The organism is Streptomyces sp. NPDC086147, from assembly GCF_040702165.1.
Classification (GTDB): Bacteria; Actinomycetota; Actinomycetes; order Streptomycetales; family Streptomycetaceae; genus Streptomyces.
This window is the reverse complement of sequence record NZ_JBFBJO010000014.1, coordinates 42,882-60,214: the sequence shown is the minus strand read 5'-3', so window position 1 is coordinate 60,214 and position 17,333 is coordinate 42,882. Positions and strand designations below refer to the sequence as shown.

At 68.5% G+C, this 17,333-nt stretch carries 14 protein-coding genes and 3 pseudogenes; 5 read left to right on the top strand and 12 right to left on the bottom strand.

Annotated features, from left to right (window positions below; genetic code table 11):
- The first annotated feature begins 70 nt into the window (after positions 1–70).
- Complete coding sequence (locus AB0398_RS25670; protein ID WP_366378059.1) at positions 71–1,171, top strand: histidine kinase; 1,101 nt, start codon at positions 71–73, stop codon at positions 1,169–1,171.
- On the top strand, positions 1,168–1,815 hold the full coding sequence (locus AB0398_RS25665; protein WP_366377979.1) for a response regulator transcription factor: 648 nt from the start codon (positions 1,168–1,170) through the stop codon (positions 1,813–1,815). Before AB0398_RS25670 ends, AB0398_RS25665 begins: the two co-directional genes overlap by 4 nt.
- 773 nt (positions 1,816–2,588) lie before the next feature.
- Here the strand turns inward: AB0398_RS25665 and AB0398_RS25660 are convergent.
- From AB0398_RS25660 to AB0398_RS25615, 10 genes and pseudogenes are all read right to left on the bottom strand, one after another.
- On the bottom strand, positions 2,589–2,828 hold the full coding sequence (locus AB0398_RS25660; RefSeq protein WP_366377978.1) for a hypothetical protein: 240 nt from the start codon (positions 2,826–2,828) through the stop codon (positions 2,589–2,591).
- Positions 2,829–2,951: 123 nt separating this feature from the next.
- Positions 2,952–3,167, bottom strand: a pseudogene (locus AB0398_RS25655) (transposase); the annotation flags it as partial.
- Between the two features lie 8 nt (positions 3,168–3,175).
- Complete coding sequence (locus tag AB0398_RS25650) at positions 3,176–3,889, bottom strand: transposase family protein (protein WP_366378058.1); 714 nt, start codon at positions 3,887–3,889, stop codon at positions 3,176–3,178.
- A gap of 143 nt (positions 3,890–4,032) precedes the next feature.
- The gene (locus tag AB0398_RS25645; RefSeq protein ID WP_366377977.1) at positions 4,033–5,535 is read right to left on the bottom strand and encodes a hypothetical protein; all 1,503 of its coding nucleotides are present in this window, start codon (positions 5,533–5,535) and stop codon (positions 4,033–4,035) included.
- Positions 5,536–5,654: 119 nt separating this feature from the next.
- Positions 5,655–5,816: pseudogene (locus AB0398_RS25640) on the bottom strand (IS5/IS1182 family transposase); the annotation flags it as partial.
- 103 nt (positions 5,817–5,919) lie between these two features.
- Positions 5,920–6,084: a hypothetical protein gene (locus tag AB0398_RS25635; protein WP_366377976.1), complete on the bottom strand. Its 165-nt coding sequence runs from the start codon at positions 6,082–6,084 to the stop codon at positions 5,920–5,922.
- Between the two features lie 197 nt (positions 6,085–6,281).
- Positions 6,282–7,444 (bottom strand): IS3 family transposase gene (locus tag AB0398_RS25630; protein ID WP_366377975.1). Its coding sequence is split into 2 segments (ribosomal slippage): positions 6,282–7,157 and positions 7,160–7,444, totalling 1,161 coding nucleotides; the frame shifts between segments, so codons are not numbered across the junction.
- 359 nt (positions 7,445–7,803) lie between these two features.
- Positions 7,804–8,037, bottom strand: a complete 234-nt coding sequence (locus tag AB0398_RS25625; RefSeq protein WP_366377974.1) for a hypothetical protein — start codon at positions 8,035–8,037, stop codon at positions 7,804–7,806.
- An 87-nt stretch (positions 8,038–8,124) separates the two neighbouring features.
- The gene (locus AB0398_RS25620; RefSeq protein WP_276209119.1) at positions 8,125–8,253 is read right to left on the bottom strand and encodes a hypothetical protein; all 129 of its coding nucleotides are present in this window, start codon (positions 8,251–8,253) and stop codon (positions 8,125–8,127) included.
- Positions 8,254–8,290: 37 nt separating this feature from the next.
- The gene (locus AB0398_RS25615) at positions 8,291–11,710 is read right to left on the bottom strand and encodes an RHS repeat-associated core domain-containing protein (protein WP_366377973.1); all 3,420 of its coding nucleotides are present in this window, start codon (positions 11,708–11,710) and stop codon (positions 8,291–8,293) included.
- A 541-nt stretch (positions 11,711–12,251) separates the two neighbouring features.
- Between AB0398_RS25615 and AB0398_RS25610 the strand changes: the two are divergent.
- Positions 12,252–13,017, top strand: a pseudogene (locus AB0398_RS25610) (transposase).
- Positions 13,018–13,052: 35 nt separating this feature from the next.
- Here the strand turns inward: AB0398_RS25610 and AB0398_RS25605 are convergent.
- Together AB0398_RS25605 and AB0398_RS25600 are read right to left on the bottom strand one after the other, a co-directional pair.
- The gene (locus AB0398_RS25605; RefSeq protein ID WP_366377972.1) at positions 13,053–13,703 is read right to left on the bottom strand and encodes a class I SAM-dependent methyltransferase; all 651 of its coding nucleotides are present in this window, start codon (positions 13,701–13,703) and stop codon (positions 13,053–13,055) included.
- Between the two features lie 90 nt (positions 13,704–13,793).
- Positions 13,794–15,149 (bottom strand): hypothetical protein, encoded by a 1,356-nt coding sequence (locus AB0398_RS25600; RefSeq protein ID WP_366377971.1) that lies wholly within the window; start codon positions 15,147–15,149, stop codon positions 13,794–13,796.
- Positions 15,150–15,563: 414 nt separating this feature from the next.
- On the opposite strand from AB0398_RS25600, the gene AB0398_RS25595 reads away from it, so the two are divergent.
- A complete protein-coding gene (locus tag AB0398_RS25595; protein WP_366377970.1) occupies positions 15,564–15,992 on the top strand; it encodes a DUF6193 family natural product biosynthesis protein in 429 nt (142 codons plus the stop codon).
- 178 nt (positions 15,993–16,170) lie between these two features.
- Complete coding sequence (locus AB0398_RS25590; protein ID WP_366377969.1) at positions 16,171–17,214, top strand: hypothetical protein; 1,044 nt, start codon at positions 16,171–16,173, stop codon at positions 17,212–17,214.
- Positions 17,215–17,333 lie beyond the last annotated feature (119 nt).

The window sequence follows — 17,333 nt, the reverse complement described above, 5'->3', positions numbered from 1 at the left end:
TTCTGCCTACGCTGCACAGGTGGAACAGGAACGAAACCGCGGATGGGCCGTGTACGGGCGCTATGCGCTGGTGGTGCTGCTGACCCTGGGCGCTGTACAGAACATGGCCATGTCCAGCGGAGGCGAGTACGTCACCGTCCGCAGCGCGGTGGTTCTGGCGTGCGGGCTGGCTCTGCTGTCGGGAGGGCGGCTGTGGTGGTGGTTCGCTCCGGGTCTGACCACGGTGGCCGCGGGCGTGTGGGGGTGGCCCGTGCTGCCGTTGTTCGTGATCGCCCTGTTCGACCTTGCCGACCGGCGGCGCGTACGGGCGGCCGTGGTCTGCTCGGCCGTGGCGCTCGCCGGTAATGCCGTGCTGAGTCCGGCCGCGTCCTTGTGGATCCCGCAGCGGTACGGCGCGATGCTCTTCCTGCTGCTGGCCGTGGTCGGCGGGCTGTGGAGGGGCAACCGGCGCCGCCTGGTCCAAGCGCTGAACGCCGAGGTGGAACATCTGCGGACCGAGCGGGAACTGCGTGAGCAGGCCGCGCGGATGGCGGAGCGTTCCGCGATCGCGGCGGAGATGCACGATGTGCTCGCCCACCGGCTCAGCCTGATCGCCCTGCACACCGGCGTGCTGGCCACCAAGAAGGACACCTTGCCCGATTCCGTCGTCGAACGTCTCACTCTGCTGCGCACCGCCTCGACCGAGGCCCTGACCGACCTGCGCGACGTACTCGGCGCCCTGCGCACCACCGAGACCCTGTCCGCCGCCACTCCGCCCGCACCGGTCCTGCCCGACGCCGAAGAGATGATCGAGCAGGCGCGGTCGGCCGGACAGACCATCAGCGTGACCGTGGAGGGCAGCCCCGCGCAGGCGCCCGCTTCCCACCGGCTGGCCGTCTACCGGCTGGTCCAGGAGGCGCTGACCAACGCCCGCAAGCACGCCCCCGACGCACCGGTGGGCGTCCGTATCACCTATGCCCCACCCGCCACCCTGGTTGAGGTCACCAACCCGCCCGGCACCGGCCTGACCGGCCTCGCGCCGGTTCCCTCCGGCTTCGGCCTGATCGGCCTGCACGAACGCGTCGAAGCACTCGGCGGACATCTCCATGCCGGGCCCGGCGGCGCCGGCGCCTGGCGTCTGGCCGCCCGCATCCCCCACCCCGTCACCGAACAGAACGGCACTGATTCGTGATCCGCGCCATGGTCGTCGACGACGACGCCCTCGTCCGCCTCGGACTGACCGACCTCCTCGACGGCGACGACACCATTGAGGTCGTCGCCCAGGCCACCGACGGACTCCACGCCATCGAGCAGGCCACCGCCCACCGCATCGACGTCGCCCTGGTCGACGTGCGCATGCCTCGCATGGACGGCATCACCGCCATCAAACGCCTGCGCGCCCTGCCCCACCCGCCGAAAGTCATCACCCTGACCACCTTCGACCTCGACGAGTACGTCTATGACGCGCTGGCCGCGGGAGCCGACGGCTTCCTCCTCAAGGACACCGACCCGGCCGAAATCCTGCGCGCCGTCCACCTGGTCGCCGCCGGCTCCGCCATGCTCCACCCCACGGCCGCCCGCCGCCTCATCGACCGCTACCACCACGCGGGCCAGCCCCAGGCAACGGCTGCTCGCGCGCGCCTCGAACACCTCACTCCCCGCGAAGGCGATGTCCTGGCGCTCCTGGCCCGTGGCGACACGAATGCCGACATCGCCACCCGCCTCAACATGCGAGAGAGCACGGTGAAAGCGCACGTCAGCCGCATCCTCTCCGTTCTGGAGGTCACCAACCGAGTCCAGGCGGCCCTCCTCGCCCGCGATGCCGGCCTCACCTGATCCGCACCCCTGCCTGCTCGAGCCCCCGTCGTCGAGTCCCGGACATTTCGGGTCGAGCGGTGGCCGCCGGCTCCCCCAGGGCCCTCCGTGGTCGCGCCCGCTCCACGCGCGAGGACCGCTCTCCGGGGGTGACCGCCGCCGGTCCGGGACCGGATGAGGCCGGTCCGTGAGCCGGACGCGTACCTCTGCGGTCATCTGGGGTGAAGACCGTCCCCACATCAGTGGTGAGTGCGTCGGGCCGGGCCGGAGCCGGCACGTCACCTTCGGTCGGGTCGGCCGATCTGGAGCGTCAGCTTGCCGAAGGGGGCCAGGTGCCAGGTGCTCTCCGCGGTGCCCTGGAGCACCGTCTGCCGCCCTGTGGGCCGTTCGTCCAGCCGGATAAGGAAGGAGGAGCGTGCCGGCCGGCGTGGTGACGCGGGCCTCGCACGCCGCAGGGGTGGGGTCGCTGAGGCTGAGGATCAGGCCGTCACGGTTCTCGGCGGGCTTGAGCACGGCCAGCAGCGCACCGTCGACGCGGATTGCGCCAAGGGACGATTCGGCTGTGGTTCCCGGCCGCAGCTGCCAGGCGCGCAGAGGTGTACGGAAAACGGCGGCCCGGCGGGCGAGACCGGTGTCGGTGGCGGCCTCCTCGAGGGCGAGCGCGAGGTCGAAGGTCCGCGGGCCCCGGCACTGTGCCTCAGGGTCGCGAGCATCGGTCCGGCTCCGGCGGTGCGGCCGCGCAGGTCGAAGCGGGAGAGCCGGCCCACGGACCCCAGGAGGGTGACCACGATCTCCTACTCCGCGCCGGTGGCCGTGTCCGTGCCGGTGAGCGCGCGCATCCCGGGGAGGCCGGGGGCGAGGACCGCTGTGCGGTCCGTGCCGCGTCCGACCGCGCCGAGGCTCTGCGCGGGAGCAGAGCCGCAGACGGCTTCATGGCCCCGGTCGGTGGGCAGCGGGCCGAGGTCGGGGCGCACGGGGCGTTCGATCAGGCACCGCTGTCCGTCGCCGGTCCGCCACCGTCGACGAGTAGCCATCGGAGGGGCAAGAACGCACAGCCGATGGCGTCGAGCATGGACGTTCCCTCCGTACATACCGACGAGCGGGAGACTGTAGATCGTTCGGCTCTGCCTCACATTCGGTGGTGACGGAGGGTGGTGTTATCCGGGGAGGGTGCGGTGGCGGAGCAGGGTGAAGCCTGCTCGTCCGTGCATCTGGCGGGCCATTCGTTTGGTCTTGGTGTTGATGCCTTCGGCGGGTCCGTTGCTGTACGGAAGTGTGAGTGCGGCGATCACGGCGTCGTGGTCTCGCTGGAGGCCGCGGGTGAAGGCGTGCAGGTGTGGCAGGTCGGTAGTGCGAACCTGGCTGATCCAGTGAGCCTCTTTCATCCTGAATAGCCGCAGGTCAGCAGTGTGTGGACGGCTTGGACGGTGGTACCGATGCGGCGGGTGGAGCATCGGACCCGGCAGAGCAGGCGCCAGGACTTCAACTGGGCGAAGGCGCGTTCGCCGGGCGCTCGGAGACGGGCGTGGTCGCGGTTGAACTGCTGGTAGTGCTCGGGCTGTTCGCGGTGGTGGTAGTAGGGGGTACGGACGGTGGCGCCGGCGCCCTGGTAGGCGCGGTCGGCGAGAACGATGCCGCGGGCGCATACCGCGGTCAGGTCGTGGGTGCGGCCGGGTGTCGCGCGGGAGAACCACAGGGGTGTGCCGTCGGGGCGGGCGGTGACCTGCACGTTCATGCCGTGCTTGCGGTGTTTCACGGAGTAGTACGGCTCGTCGGCGGCGATGCGGTCGATGGGGATCAGGGTGCCGTCGACGATGACGTGGTCGCCCTCGCCCAGGCCGGTCAGGGCCTCGTGTAGCCCCGGCGCCCATGCCGCGAGGACGTCGAGAGTCTCGTCGACGTATCGCCAGGCTGTGGCGGTCGAGACGCCGAAGCCGGCCGCCAGAGCGGGTAGCGTCTCGTTCTTCCGCAAGTGGACCAGCACGAGCAGGGCCTGCCGGAAGCAGCCCAGCTTCCGCCACCGCGAGCGGCATTCACACCTTCGTGCGTAGATGAGCCGGGAAGCATGCTCGACCAGCTCATCCGGGACATCGATCGTGACACGATACGGGACCGAGCGAGGCTCCTCGGACGATGCGTGGTGCGTAGAGAACACCACCGCAACGACCAGGAGCCTCGCCTTGTCACCCACCCCCGCTGACCTGCCACTTCACCCCACAGAGACAGGATGAAAACGGCTCAGTGTGCCGACAGGCCCAAGCGTTCCTTGGCGTTCCTCAGGTCGGCGGTGAGCGCGTCGCTCATCGGATCCCCGGCTCGTTGGAGTATGTCGACGAGAGCAGCCGCTCCGGTCAAGGCGCTCTTCTCGGCCTCGTGTAGTGGCACGGTCGCGGTGGAGTCGCCGGTGTTCAAGGTGGTCCAGCGGCGGGCGGCATCGCAGAGGAGCAGTGCCTCCCAGAGGACGCGCCGTGCCGCGGGAAGACGGTGGGATGCGATCAGTTGGTGGCCGATCTGGGCGAGCGAAGTGACCTGACGAGGCACAGCGTCGACCACGTTCATCCGGCCAGTGGCCGAGAACCTGGCTCCGTCCCCGCCGCAGAGGGAAAGTCGCAGCGTCCGGATCTCCAGCGGATCCGGGGCGCCGGCCTGCATGCCGCCTGCGAGCCTCGTGGACTCCGTCCGCTCCGCTTCCAGCAGCGCCTGCTGCAGACTCGGTGTAAGCACCGACTCCAGTTCCCTTTCCATCTCCGCGATCTGATCACGCGACCTGTGGGCGGCGATGGCCAGATGTCCGGCCGCCTCCGCGTCCCGCCCGGCTTCTCTCAGGTGGACACCTATCCGGGCATGAGCCCCAGAGCTCCCAACCCGGCCGAGTTCTGCGGCCTGCAGAATCACGCCGTCCACGGCCAGCGCCGCGTCCCACTGCCCACGCGCCGCCTCCAGCATCGAGACAACCGGAGCGGCGAAACCGATCGCGTACGGGATCGTCTCAGGGCCGATCCCGCCCATCTCCTGATATCGGGCGAGAGACTCCTGGCCGCATTCCAGAGCCAGTTCATGGTCTCCCACCCGCAGCTGGATCCTCGCCCCGACCGCGAGGACCCGGGCCGCGTACCCGGACCGGTCCGAGAGGGCAGTGAAGGCTCCTGCCCGCATGTACCCGCCGATTGCCATGTCCAGATCGCTGAGGGCGCTGAAGGGACGGTCCCACTCGGCATAGGTCCGGGCCCTTCGTAGCCGGACATCGGCCGTCAGCAAGACCGCGGGAAGGGGACCCGTCTCCTGCCGGTCATCCCGCTGCTCAGCCTCCTCCCGGGTGGCGAGCTGCTCCGACTCCATCCGCTGGTACAGCTCCTCGGCCTGATCCAGGGCTGCGACTGCACCGGTCACATCTCCGACATCAGTCCTGGCCCGTCCCATGGCATAAAGCAGTCCCGCCCTGGCCTGGGGAACCTCAGGCAGGTCCGGGGAAATGGCGTCCAAGCGGTCCAGAGCCTGCTGCGCCCGCGCGAACTCGGCCAGCGCCTGCGCCGGCTCCTGGCTCCGCTCAGCGGCGAGCCCCCGCTCGTAAGCCGTCCGATACTCCTGGATCACCTGCCCGCTACGATCCCGGTCCTGAGAGGCTCCACGCCACCGAAATATCTTCATCTTCCCTATATTCTCCTCGAGTTGACCACACCCAGCTGTCCGGTGAAACGTCGGCATCCTGTCACGGCCTCTCCACCGGATGCCCTCGTTCACTTCGAAGGGATCTGTCCCAGGCTCCCTGGCCGGCTCCAGCCGGTGTGCCGGTCCGCGCACGGGTGTTGGCGGGGCGGAGAGCATGGGGCTGGTCTGCTTCGACGTGCAGCAGGACCGGCTCAGGCCGTGAGCAGCGCGTTCAGGCGGCGGTAACCGATCGGAGTCGCAACTGTGCCGACGAAGGCGAGGAAGTGTTCGGCCTTGCGTTCGTAGCGGCGGTGGAGCCTGCGGTAGCCGGCTGGCCAGGACGCGGTTCTCTCCGCGACCCAGCGGTGCCAGCCGCATGCGCCGGTGATGGCTTCGCCGCCCCGATGGCATCGGTCCTGGTCGCGCGGGCCTGGCTTTGAGGAGATGGTCAGGGTCAGGCCGGCAGCGAAAAGGTCCTCAGGGGGAGACGAAGCGGCAGTGTTCCGGCTCCAGCTCGAGTTCGAGTTCGATCGTAGGTCCCGGGCCAGTCACCCGGCGCAGAATCGCCGTGGAAGGGTAGAGGGCGGGGACCCAGTCGCCCTTCTTGACGGTGTAGCCGTCGACCGTGATGGTCTCGCTCACGGGGACGCGGCGTGCGCGGTGGAGGAAGACCGGTCGGCGACAGTGCGGCAGTCGCTGGCATGGGGTTGGGATGGCAAAGGCCCGGCGGGTACGAGGCGGGTGGCGTGCGTCATGCCTCAAAGGCTGTCTGGCTGGACGGCGGGGCTTTGGGCATACTGGGAACACGGGTCTGATGCAGGTTCGGGTGACAGGTTGAGTCACGCGGCCTGGAGGGCCGGTGTGGTCATGACGGTCTCGAATTCGACGGGGGTCAGTCGGCCGAGTGCGGATTGCCGGCGACGGCGGTGGTAGGTCCGCTCGATCCAGGTCACGATGGCGATCCGTGGTTCCTCGCAGGTGGCCCACTTCCTGCGGTCGAGGACGTTCTTCTGCAGCAGGCTGAAGAAGGACTCCATGGCCGCGTTGTCGCCTGCTGCCCCGGCCCTCCCTATCGACCCGGCCATCCGGTGGCGGTCGAGTGCCCGGACGAACTTCCGGGACCGGAATTGCGAGCCGCGATCGGTGTGCAGGATGCATCCGTCGACGTTTTCGCGCCGGGCCACGGCGTTGTCCAAGGCGGTCACGGCCAGGCGGGACTTCATCCGCGTGTCGATGGAGTAGCCCACGATCCTGTTACCGAAGACATCCTTGATCGCGCAGAGATACAGCTTGCCGTTGCCGGTGGAGTGTTCGGTGATGTCGGCGAGCCAGAGCCGGTTCGGGCCGGCCGTGGTGAAGTCACGAAGGACGAGATCGTCGTGCACTGGCGGGCCGGCCTTCTTGCCCCGGCCGCGCTTCTTGCCGAACACGCTCCACCAGCGGTTGTCCCGGCAGATCCGCCACGCAGTCCGGTCCGCCATCGCGGCCCCGGTGCTGCGGGCCTCGTCGGCCAGGAAGCGGTAGCCGAACTCAGGGTCCTCACGGTGGGCACCGAACAACGCGTTCGCGCGATACGCCTCCTCGAGAACGGCGTCGGTCACCGGCTTGTCGAGCCAGCGGTAGGAGGGCTGTCTGGCGAGCTTGAGCACCCAGCACGTCACCGTGACGGGCACCCCGCCTGCGGCCGGCTCCTTCACGAGCGGGTAGATCCTTTTCCCGGCAGATGCGCCTGCGACAGATAGGCCGCGGCCCGGCGCAGAACCTCGTTCTCCTGCTCCAGCAGCTTGATCCGCCGACGTGCCTCCCGCAGCTCCGCGCTCTCCTGGCTGGAGGTTCCGGGCTTGGAGCCGTCGTCGATGTCCGCTCGGCGCATCCACTTCCACAACGTCATCGGGTGGACTCCGAAGTCGGCGGCCACCTGCTCGACCGTCACACCTGGGCCGCGGTTCCTCGCGACCCGCACGACGTCCTGGCGGAACTCCTCCGGATAGGGCTTGGGCACAGCGACATCCTTCCCACCTGCCCCACAGGGCAAGCCACTTCAGATGTCACCCGATCGTGCGGCAGACCCATCGGCGCCCAGACCGCCGGATCGTCGACAACGCGGCTGAGGTCCGTCATCTGGAGCTTCTCGAGCCAGTGCGATAGCACCAGTGCCTCGTCACTCGTGAGCTTGATCGTCACCTGGCTATCACTCATGCGCACCCCTACGGCTCGGCCCGCCTCTGACCGCACGAACCTACTGGCCTTGGACCTTGACCAAACGCATAGGAGCCCCCGCAGCAGGGTGCACAGGGTCCGTCCCCGCGAACGCAGGGAGCAGGGACTCATCGGCCGTGAGGAAGGGAGCGGGGCGGGGCGTCAGCCGATGATGAATTGGAGGGACAGCAGGTAGAGGCCCATGAGGCTCAGGGCGACGATCAATTCCTTCAGTCGCCATTTCGCCTGCCGGTCGACCGTGCGGTGTTCACCTCGTCGGCGCTGGAGGGCGGAAGAGATGATGTAGGTCACGATCACGATGATCGCCGGCATGACGAGCCCGAGGAATGTCCCCCCGATGGGTTCCGCTGCCAGTTGCGTGGTTGTGGGGCGCATGGATCGGATCTCGCATTCTTCGCTGTACGGACGTGTGCTCGCTCAGCGCAGTGGCTGGGCGAGCACACGTCCGGGATCCTTGTTCGGTCACCGCTTCTGGCGACGACCCCAGAACACCATGAAGACGAGCAGGAGGATCAGTCCGATGATGATGACCGCGCCCATCGGCCCCTCGGGGATCCACTCACCTCGGGCAAGTTGGTAGCTCTGGTCCATATCTTCTCCTCGGGTCGTCTATGGGTTTCGGTGTTGGTCAGGTCCAGGACTCGGTGGCTGCTTGCTCGACCTGGCTGCCAACGAATTCGCCCACGCCGACGCACGCGGCGCCGACTACCGCGCCGCCCACACCCGCTGAGGGTGCTCCCGCCGCGACAGCGGCGGGAGCACACGTCGCCTCGGTCACGGTGCTGGCCACCACGCCGGCCGTCTTCGCTCCGGCTTCCGCGTAGTTGCCTTGGGCGAGGGCTCCGCCGATCTCGATGACGTCCTGCACATTGGACGCCTTGCCGAATGCATCCGTGGCGCCGCTAATGACACCGCCCACGCTGATGAGTCCGGTGGGGTCGATGCGGTTGACGGGGTCGCCTTCGGCGTAGAGGTAGGGGTTCTTCTCCTGGCCGGAGGGGTCGGTGCTGGTGAAGCGGCCGATGTTGGGGTCGTAGTAGCGTGCGGCGAAGTGGTAGAGGCCGGTGGGGTCGTGGTAGCCGCCGGCGAACTGGTAGGGCTGGGGGACCTGTTCCGAGCTCCCGGCGCGCTGGACTCCGCGGGGACTGTAGGAGTAGGTGTTGACCTTCGTGCCGGCTTCGTCCGCGAGCGCGACCACGGAACCGAGCGCGTCGGTGAGGTAGTAGTAGGACCTGCCGCCCGTGGTCATGGAGTTCAGGGTGCCCCCGGGTTCACGGTTGAATCCCATGTCGACGCCACCGGTGCTCTTCGCGGACAGGCCGAGCGGACCGTTGTGGAAGAACGTGTCGCCGAGCTTGATCCGCTCGCTCTGGTCCGTCGAGCCGTACTGGCCGGCGTAGGTCTTACCGCCTACGGTGATCGTCTTCATCTGGGAGTAGTCGGTCCAGGTCTCACCGGTGCGGGTGCCCTCGGGAGTGGAGGCTCCGGCAGTCTCGTTGCCGACCTTGTCGTACGACCAGTTCGTCGCGACACCGTTCTTCGCGGTGATCTGCTGGGCGTCGTTGATCGTGTACGTGGTGCCGCGCGGGCAGCCGGGGTCCACGCCCTGGGAGGTAAGGTTGCCGGCCAGGTCGTAGCAGTACTGCCAGGACGAGTTGAGGGTGGTGCCCTTCTCCTCCTTGGCGTAGGAGAACCGGCCCGCGTCGTCATAGGTGTAGGTCGTCTTCATGCCCGCGACCACGTCCGTCCGGGTGCGGATCTTCCCGCCGTCCTTGAGGGGGGTGGTGGCGTTGGCGTCGTGGTCGTAGCCGTAGGTGTAGGCGAGGTCGACCAGCGTGCCCTTCGGGGATGTCGCCCGGATCTTCTCGGGCCGGTTCGATTTGTCGAGCGTGACCTCTTGGGCGGTGCCACCGGGGTACGTCGTCTTCGTGCGGACGTCATTGTTGTTGTAGGTGTACGTGGTGACCTTGCCGGTCGGGTCCTTGAACTGCGTGAGTTTGTTGACCTGGTTCCAGGTGTAGTCGGTGATGCCCGCCGGGTCCTCGTACGTGTCCACGTTGCCTGCCGGGGTATAGGTCAGGCGGGTCTGCGAGCCGTTCTGCAAGGTGCGTACGGTTTCGCGGGACAGCGGGTCGAAGGCGTAGGCGGTGACGCCGGTTCCGTCCGAGCGCTGGGTAAGGTTCCCGTCTCCGTCGTAGGAGTAGGTGACGGTGGCGTAGCCGGAGGTGTCGACCTTGGTTATGCGGTCGCGGTGGTCGTAGGTGTAGAGGGTCGTGACACCGCGAGCGTCCTTAGCGGTGGCGGGCCGCCCCAGGTCGTCATAGGTGTACGTCGTCACGCCGAGCGGGGCGGGCGGGGTGACCTTGGTCAGATTGCCCTTCGCGTCGTACGTGAAGGAGGTGGAGACCGATTTGGTCGACGACATCTTCGTCGTGACCTTGCAGCGCTGGCCCTCGAACCCACCGCAGGTGGCGGTGGCGGGGTTGTAGTCGAAGGACTGCGTCCCGCCACCGGCGCCGGTCACGGCGACCGACTTGGTATTGCCGGCCGTGTCATAGGTGTAGTCCGTCTTCTCGCCGTCGGCCGTGGTCAGACTGCCGGGAAGATCAGCCCCCGACAGAGTCTGGTAGCCGGCCAGGCTGGCAGTCGCACCGGTCGGGAGCTTCGCGGAGGTGAGGTTGTTGCGGGAGTCCCACCCGTACGCGGTCACATTGCCCGCCGCGCCGCCCACACCCATCGCATCCGTCGCGGTGTCGATGTTGTAGTTGGCGTCGAAGGTCTTCGCCCGCGAGTGCCCGAGCGCGTCGGTCACCTTGGAGACCTTGCCATCCGCGTCGTGTTCGTACTTCGTCGCGTGCTGCTCCGGGTCCGTGACCGTCGTCGTCCCCGCGTCGTGGGGATAGACACCGGTGTAGGCGTAGGTGTAGGTCGGTCCCGTGTGTCCCGGACTCCCGGTCTGGGTCGCCCGCAGCATGGAGGTGAGGCGGCTCTCGGCGTCGTATGTGAAGACCGTGACCCGGCCCTCCGGGGTCGTGACCTTGGTGACCCGCCCGTCGGCGTCGAAGGCGTAGGAGGTGGTCTTGCCTTCGGTGTCCGTGGTGCGCGTGAGGTTCCCGTCGGCGTCGAGGTCGAAGACGGCGGTGCGGCCGGTGTGGTCCTTGGCCTGCCACTGGTCGGGATACGTCTTGAGCAGGTCGATCCAGCGGCCCGAACGGGTCTCGGTCAGCTTGAAGCCCTTGTGCTCGTCGGTCTCGTCGTGCTGGTCGACCGTGATCGCGCCCTTGTTGCGGTCGGTGACCTTCGTCAGCGTGCCGTTGGCGTCGTAGGTGTCCTTCACGCCCGACTTGCGCCTGGTCAGCGTGTAGGTGCCGTCGGCGTTCTTCTTCAGGTCCTGCGAGTACCCCTTGGGCGTGGTGAGGGTGCCGTCGGCGTTCTTCGTGAAGCTGACCGAGGCACCCGTCGCGTCGTAGAGGACGACTGAGTTCGTGAAGACGTGCAGGTAGCGTTCGTACTCCTGCCACCAGTTGTCCGAGACCTTGCCGTAGGGCCCGTCCAGCGAATTGTACGTACGTGCCAGGCGCAGTTCCTGGCCCACGCCGGCGACCTCGAAGTCGGTCGCGGCCAGCATGAGGTTGCCGTTGGACAGGTTGATCCGCGCGACGAGGGAGTCGGTGATGCGGAAGTCCGAGATCTGATGCCAGGGCACCGCCCCTTGCCCCTGCGGCACCCACACGAGCGTCCCGGTCTCCGCCGAAGGCGTCGCTGCGGAACGCTGCTGTCCGGACGGCGCCTTCGCCGTGGTGCGGGTGCGCTCCCGCTGTGCCGCACGCCAGGCGGCCTCCTCCTTCGAGGGAGCAGCCTCGGCACGGGAGGCCACCGGCTTCGTCGTCCCCACCTTCACCGGCGGGACCTCCAGCGGTGCCGCCTTCTTGCCCCACACCGAACCCGGCCCGGGGTCGGACGCGGGTGGCGCGGCGAGTGCGGGCAGCGCCGATGCCCCCAGCGCGAGAACCGCCACCGCCGCCGTCAGAGAATGTCTTGCCGTCATACGGGCACGCCGAGAAGGCGTGCCGGAAGCACGCGAAGTCATGCACTTCCCCCCACGAGAAGAGATGTCACAGCGGCCACAGTGGCCACTGGAGTCGCACAGGCTGCCACAGCCGGGCTGGAGTCAACGCGCCCTGCCCCCGAATTCTTCGAACATGTGGGCGATAACAGGCCGAAGATGCGAGTCGGGATGCCGCCTCGGCTCGGTGCCGGATGGCAACGGTTGCCGGGTGGGACCGGAGAGAGAACCATTTTCGAAGATGGCTGGAAACCGGCCCGGCATCTCCCTCCTGTCAGCCGAGAGGGGAGAGCGCGGCGGGGCCGTGCGTCAGGTTCCTGACAGCGAGCGCCGGGCCGGTGGGTGGCTCGGCCCGGCGCCGCTGGGGGGCAGGGACCGAGCGCCGTGAGGACTTCGTTCCGGCCCAGTGTGAACAGACGGCCGCCCGAAGTCGCCATGCCGGGGTTGATCCAGGACCACCATTCGTTCTAGAGGTTGTCCCGTAACTGCTGGTCAGAAGTGAGATGATCTTGCCGCGGCTGGTGTGATCACGGCATCGGAGCTCTCCCGGACAGGGCCGTTCACCGGGCTGAACCCGCAGCAGTTCAACAGACTGATCACCGCGCTGCGGCGTGAGGGGGGCCGATCCGGTCCGCAAGGGCCGACCGTGGTCGCTGCCGTTGGAGGACCGGGTGCTGCCGGCGGCCGCGTACTGGCGCACCAACCTCACCCTGCGCCGGCTCGCCCCGCTGTTCGGCGTCTCGAAGTCGGCGGCCGACCGGATCGCCGACCACCTCAGACCGGCTCTCGCCCTCCAGTCCCGGCGACGGTTCCGCAAGAGCACCGTGCTCATCGTCGACGGCACCCTGGTTCCCACCCGTGACCGGACCGTGGCCGCCTCCAGCGAGAACTACCGCCACTCCACCGATCACCAGGTCGTCATCGACGCCGACACCCGCCTGCTCGTCGCCGTCGGCCGGCCGCTGCCCGGCAACCACAACGACTGCCGGGCCTGGCAGGACTCCGGCACCGAGACCGCCCTCGGCACCACTCCCACGGTGGTCGCCGACGGCGGCTACCGGGGCACCGGCCCGGCCATCCCGCACTACCGCCGGCACAAGAACGGAGAAATGCCGGCCCGGAAGGAGGAGCACAACGCCTCCCACCGCAAGGTACGGGCCCGCGTCGAGCACACCTCCGCCCGCATGAAGAACTGGAAGATCCCCCGCGACTGCCGCCTCAAGGGCGACGGCGTACACCACGCCATGCTCGGCATCGCCCGCCTCCACAACCTCACCCTCACCGGATGACAGGAAAACCAGCAGGCCAGCCTGCACGCCCCAGATCATCTACGGGACAACCTCTGGGCGTGACTCAGGATCCAGACACCGTAGGCCTGGTTCGCGGGGTGCAGCTGGTAGGTGCCTGCCCGCAGGTCGACGCGGAGTCCCACAGCCTCGAGATCCGCCTCGAACTCGGCCGCGGTGTAGGCGTGAGCGTGCGGGGGCCGGTCCTGGAGGTGGAAGCCGATCAGGATCCGGCCGTTTTCGCCGAGAACGGCGCGCATCGCGTGCAGGGCCGCGCGTTCGGTGCCCTCGGCCAGGTAGACCATGACGTTGCCCACGCAGACGACCAGGTCGAACGGACCGTCGTCGGGGCCGAGGTCGAGGATGTCGCGTTCCTGGATCGGCACCCCTGGATAGGTCTCCCGGGCCTGTCGGACCAGTGCCTGATCGGGTTCGATCGCGACCACGTCGTGCCCGCACCGCAGCAGTGCCGCAGTGACCCGGCCCATGCCGGCACCGGCGTCGAGCACTCGGGCGCCGCGCGGCAGGAGCGTGTCGGCGAGCCGGGCTTCACCGTCGATGTCCTCGCCGGCGGAGACAAGCTCGGCGAAACGCTTGCCGAAGTTTTGGCTGTTGCCCGCCTCCTGCCAGCGGGTCCGCCGCGTCGTCATCGGCATGGTCTTGTGTCTGCCGGCATGGCCCTTGCTCATACTCCCCATCCTAGGACTGGCGGTGAACACGCGAATGGCCCTGCCAGCCATCGAATGATGGGCAGTCACCGCCAGCACTCCATCAGGGCTTCAGAACGGCGGCTCGTCGGACCACAGGTGCGTCGTCGGTACGAGTGGTGGCGGGGGGCTTCTGTGCACCAGGATGGCCAGGGCCTCCTCTATGTGGCCGAGGTCGACGAGGTAGCCGGCGAGGTCATGGTCGTTGCTGCGGTCGTGCTGCTGGAGGACGGTGACGGCTTCCTCGATGCGCCCGGCACCGGCGAGGAGGTGTGCAATGTGCTCCGCCGCGTACCAGGTGTTGCCTTCGGGGTGGGCTCGGGCCCGTTCAACCGCCGCGGCGGCCCCACTGCAGGCGGCGATCAAAGGCAACCGCATCCAGAACAGCTCCCACCCGTCCTCACCCCCGCGCCGGGCGGCGAGGGCATCGAGGTGGGCCAGGCCGTCGGCGGGGCGACCCTGGTCGAGGCACAGCTCGGACAAGGCGTGGAGAATCCAGTCGTCGCCGGGGTGGGCGTCGGCCTGGGCTCGCATCACGGCGATCGCCTCTCCACCACGTCCGTGTCGGACCAGGAGTTGCGCAAGCTCGTAAGCCAGGTTCGGGTCCCGGGCCGCAGGGCCGCTGACCTGCCCGTATACGGCGATCGCGCCCTCCACGTCGCCACCCTCCTCCAGCAGCTCCGCCAGCTGCTGTACAGCCTCCTCATGCCCGTCCCGCGCAGCGTAGGCACGCAGCTCCTCGATCCGGTTGTGCCGGGCCAACAGACCGGCGAGCTGGTCCCGGCTGTTGACCGAGATGATCTGTCGGCGGCGGAGCAGGGTGATGGCCTCATCGATCCGGCTCTGACGCTCGCGGATCGTCGCGAGCAGGCCGAGCACCGTGTCGGTATCGAGGCCGCGGCAGCACCACGGGCCGTCGCAGCAGTGGCCGGCCCGGACCCGGCCGGCGAGCAGCGCGGCGGCCTCCTCGTCGCGGCCGACAACGGAGGCGACGTCGACCAGGGCGGTGGCAAGCGCCCAGTCGTCGACGTGCGGCACGAGCAGGTCGAAGGCCCCCTCGGCGCGGCCGTGCCGGGCGAGCAGCCGCGTGTAGGCCTCCAGAGCCAGCGGATGCCCGGCTTCCATACGGGTCCGGCTGATCTCGATCGCCTCGTCGATGCGGCCCCAGCCCTCCAGCAACTCGGACGTAGCGACCACGGCCGTCCACCAGCCCGTCGCCACGTACGGGGCGAGCACTTCCAACGCATCGGCCTCTCGGCCCTGCTCACCCAACACTCGCGCCCACGCCAGCGCGCAGAACCACTCCCCGCGTCCGGCCTGCAGCTCCACCACGTCGGCATGGCCTTGTTCGAACAGCCGCGAGACCAGCTCCGGCGGTATGCAGCCGGACCGCGTCCGGGCCCGATAGTCAAGATCAGCAGCGTCCACGGCCAAGCACCATAGCGCCCACCCCTGGCGCCAGCCCGAACACCCCCGACAGCCTCGAGTACAGCACAGTTGGAATGACGCCCCCCGCCACTCGGCGAGGTCTGGTGCGGGTCAGGGTGACACTGGTGCGATGAACTTCGAAGTAGGACTCGGCGAAAGCGGCTGGGACGGCGGCGGGGCCCTGCGGGCCGCGCTGGGGCGTACGGCCGAGGGGCTCGGGCTTGCCCCGCCCGAGCCGGACAGGCAGTGCGGTCGCCTCGCGCAGTACGTCGACGCGGGAAGCGGCCGGCGCGTGGTGGTGTACCCGCCCGGCGAGAGATGCCCGACTTTCCGGATGCACCTCCAGGACAACGGCACTCCCCTGGCCGGCGGACGGACCGCGGACCTGGCCGAAGCGGTCAGGGCGACGACGGCGTGGACGAGCGGCGGGGGCCTCGAGGAGACCAGGGCGCGCGCGCCCCGTTCATCGAGTTCAGGCCCTGGGCCCTCGCTCACGAGCGGGAGCCGTTCGACGCCGTCGAGCTGACGTGGCACATCAAGCTCGACCGCGTCCACATGCCACTGCACGACGGGCGCACGCGCCCCCACGCACTGCTGACGGCGGCGTACGCCCAGCCAGTACTCCGCCGGCTGATGCCGGTCAACAGCCACTTCAACCTCTGGTTCTCCACCAGCGCCGAACAGCCCCGGAAGGCGCGGGTCGGATACGGCATCCGCCCTTACGACGAGGGGCTGTACGGGGTGCGAAACCGAGGCGAGCTGGTCGCGCGCACCGAGACACCGGAAGAAGCCGTCGCCATCCTGGTCGCAGTCCTCCCGAAAGGAATCAGGACGGCGAGCTGATACTGGGGCCTGTTCAGCCGAACTTGATCGACCGGGGCATCTGTGCCCCGCACCAGGTGGTGTGCGTGGACGTCACCGACACCGCCCTCCAGGCCGCCCAGCTCATGGGAGCGAAGTAGCGATCGGAGGAGGTACGCGGGGGCGGGTGAGGTCGTCGTCCACGCGTTGCGCGGTCTGGGTGGGGTCGGGAAGTCCGCGCTGGCCGCACGCTGGGCGGCATTACACCAACAAGACCGGTTCCGTCACTGAGGACTACGTCCAGTCCGGTGGCGTCGTCACCGGCGCCACCGGCGCCACCGGCGCCACCGGGACGAACTCCACACTCAACGAGGTGCACGTGCACCACAACACCATCAGCAACACCGGTGGCGGCGGCCTGAAGATCCGTACCGGTTCCATGGCCAACAAGGGCAACGGCGTCCTCGTCGAACGCAACACCCTCAAGGACGTCGGCGGCGACGGCATCATCGTCAGCTACGCGAACTCCCCCATGATCCAGTACAACAACGCATCCGGCGTGGGCAACGGCGTCTACCCCTTCTCCGGCGGCAACTTCGCCGGGATCTGGGTACTCGGCGACCACAACCCGACCATCCAGAAGAACGCCGTGTACGACACCACCAGGATGTCCGTCGCCGACAGCCAGGCGTTCGACTGCGACTGGGGCAACGCCGGCTACTGCACCATTCAGTACAACTACAGCCGTGACAACATCGGCGGCTTCTTCCTCGACTGCGACGGCTGCGGCACCATCGGCGGCGCCAAGCAGATCATCCGCTACAACATCTCCGAGAACGACTGCCGGATGAGCAGCAACGGCGCCGGCCGGTCGGCACTGCACATGTACAACAACGTCCTCTACTGCACGGACAAGAAGTTCAACATCACGCTTCCCGACGAAAGCGTCGTCGAAAACAACATCTTCGTCGGCACGTCCGATTCCCGTCTGCCCGCCAAGTCCGGGATCCAGTGGTACTGGAACGTCTTCCAGGGCGTACCCCGTCCCACGTCCAACGGCATCACCGGCGACCCGCGGTTCGTCGCTCCCGGCACCGACGGCAGCTCCATCCACGAGGTGGACGGCTACAAGCTGAAGTCCACCTCGCCCGCCCTCGGCAACGGCGCCGTCGTCACCGACAACGGCGGCCGTGACTACTGGGCCAATCCGGTCTCCACGACCACCAAGCCGAACCGTGGCGCCTATCAGGGCCCGGGGTTGTAGCACTCGGAGTACAGGCGGCTCCCCGCGGTCCGACCGCAGGCCGACCACCAAGGTCCACCCGGCGTGTGACCAGGCGTAGCCGCCCCTTCTCCTTCGTGGTTGTCACTCATACCGGTACA

What these genes read in the sequence shown, in the direction of transcription:
- AB0398_RS25615 (WP_366377973.1), bottom strand. Translation starts at nt 11,710, where the DNA reads ATGACGGCAAGACATTCTCTGACGGCGGCGGTGGCGGTTCTCGCGCTG.
- AB0398_RS25625 (WP_366377974.1), bottom strand. Translation starts at nt 8,037, where the DNA reads ATGCGCCCCACAACCACGCAACTGGCAGCGGAACCCATCGGGGGGACA.
- AB0398_RS25660 (WP_366377978.1), bottom strand. Translation starts at nt 2,828, where the DNA reads ATGGCTACTCGTCGACGGTGGCGGACCGGCGACGGACAGCGGTGCCTG.
- AB0398_RS25605 (WP_366377972.1), bottom strand. Translation starts at nt 13,703, where the DNA reads ATGAGCAAGGGCCATGCCGGCAGACACAAGACCATGCCGATGACGACG.
- AB0398_RS25620 (WP_276209119.1), bottom strand. Translation starts at nt 8,253, where the DNA reads ATGGACCAGAGCTACCAACTTGCCCGAGGTGAGTGGATCCCCGAGGGG.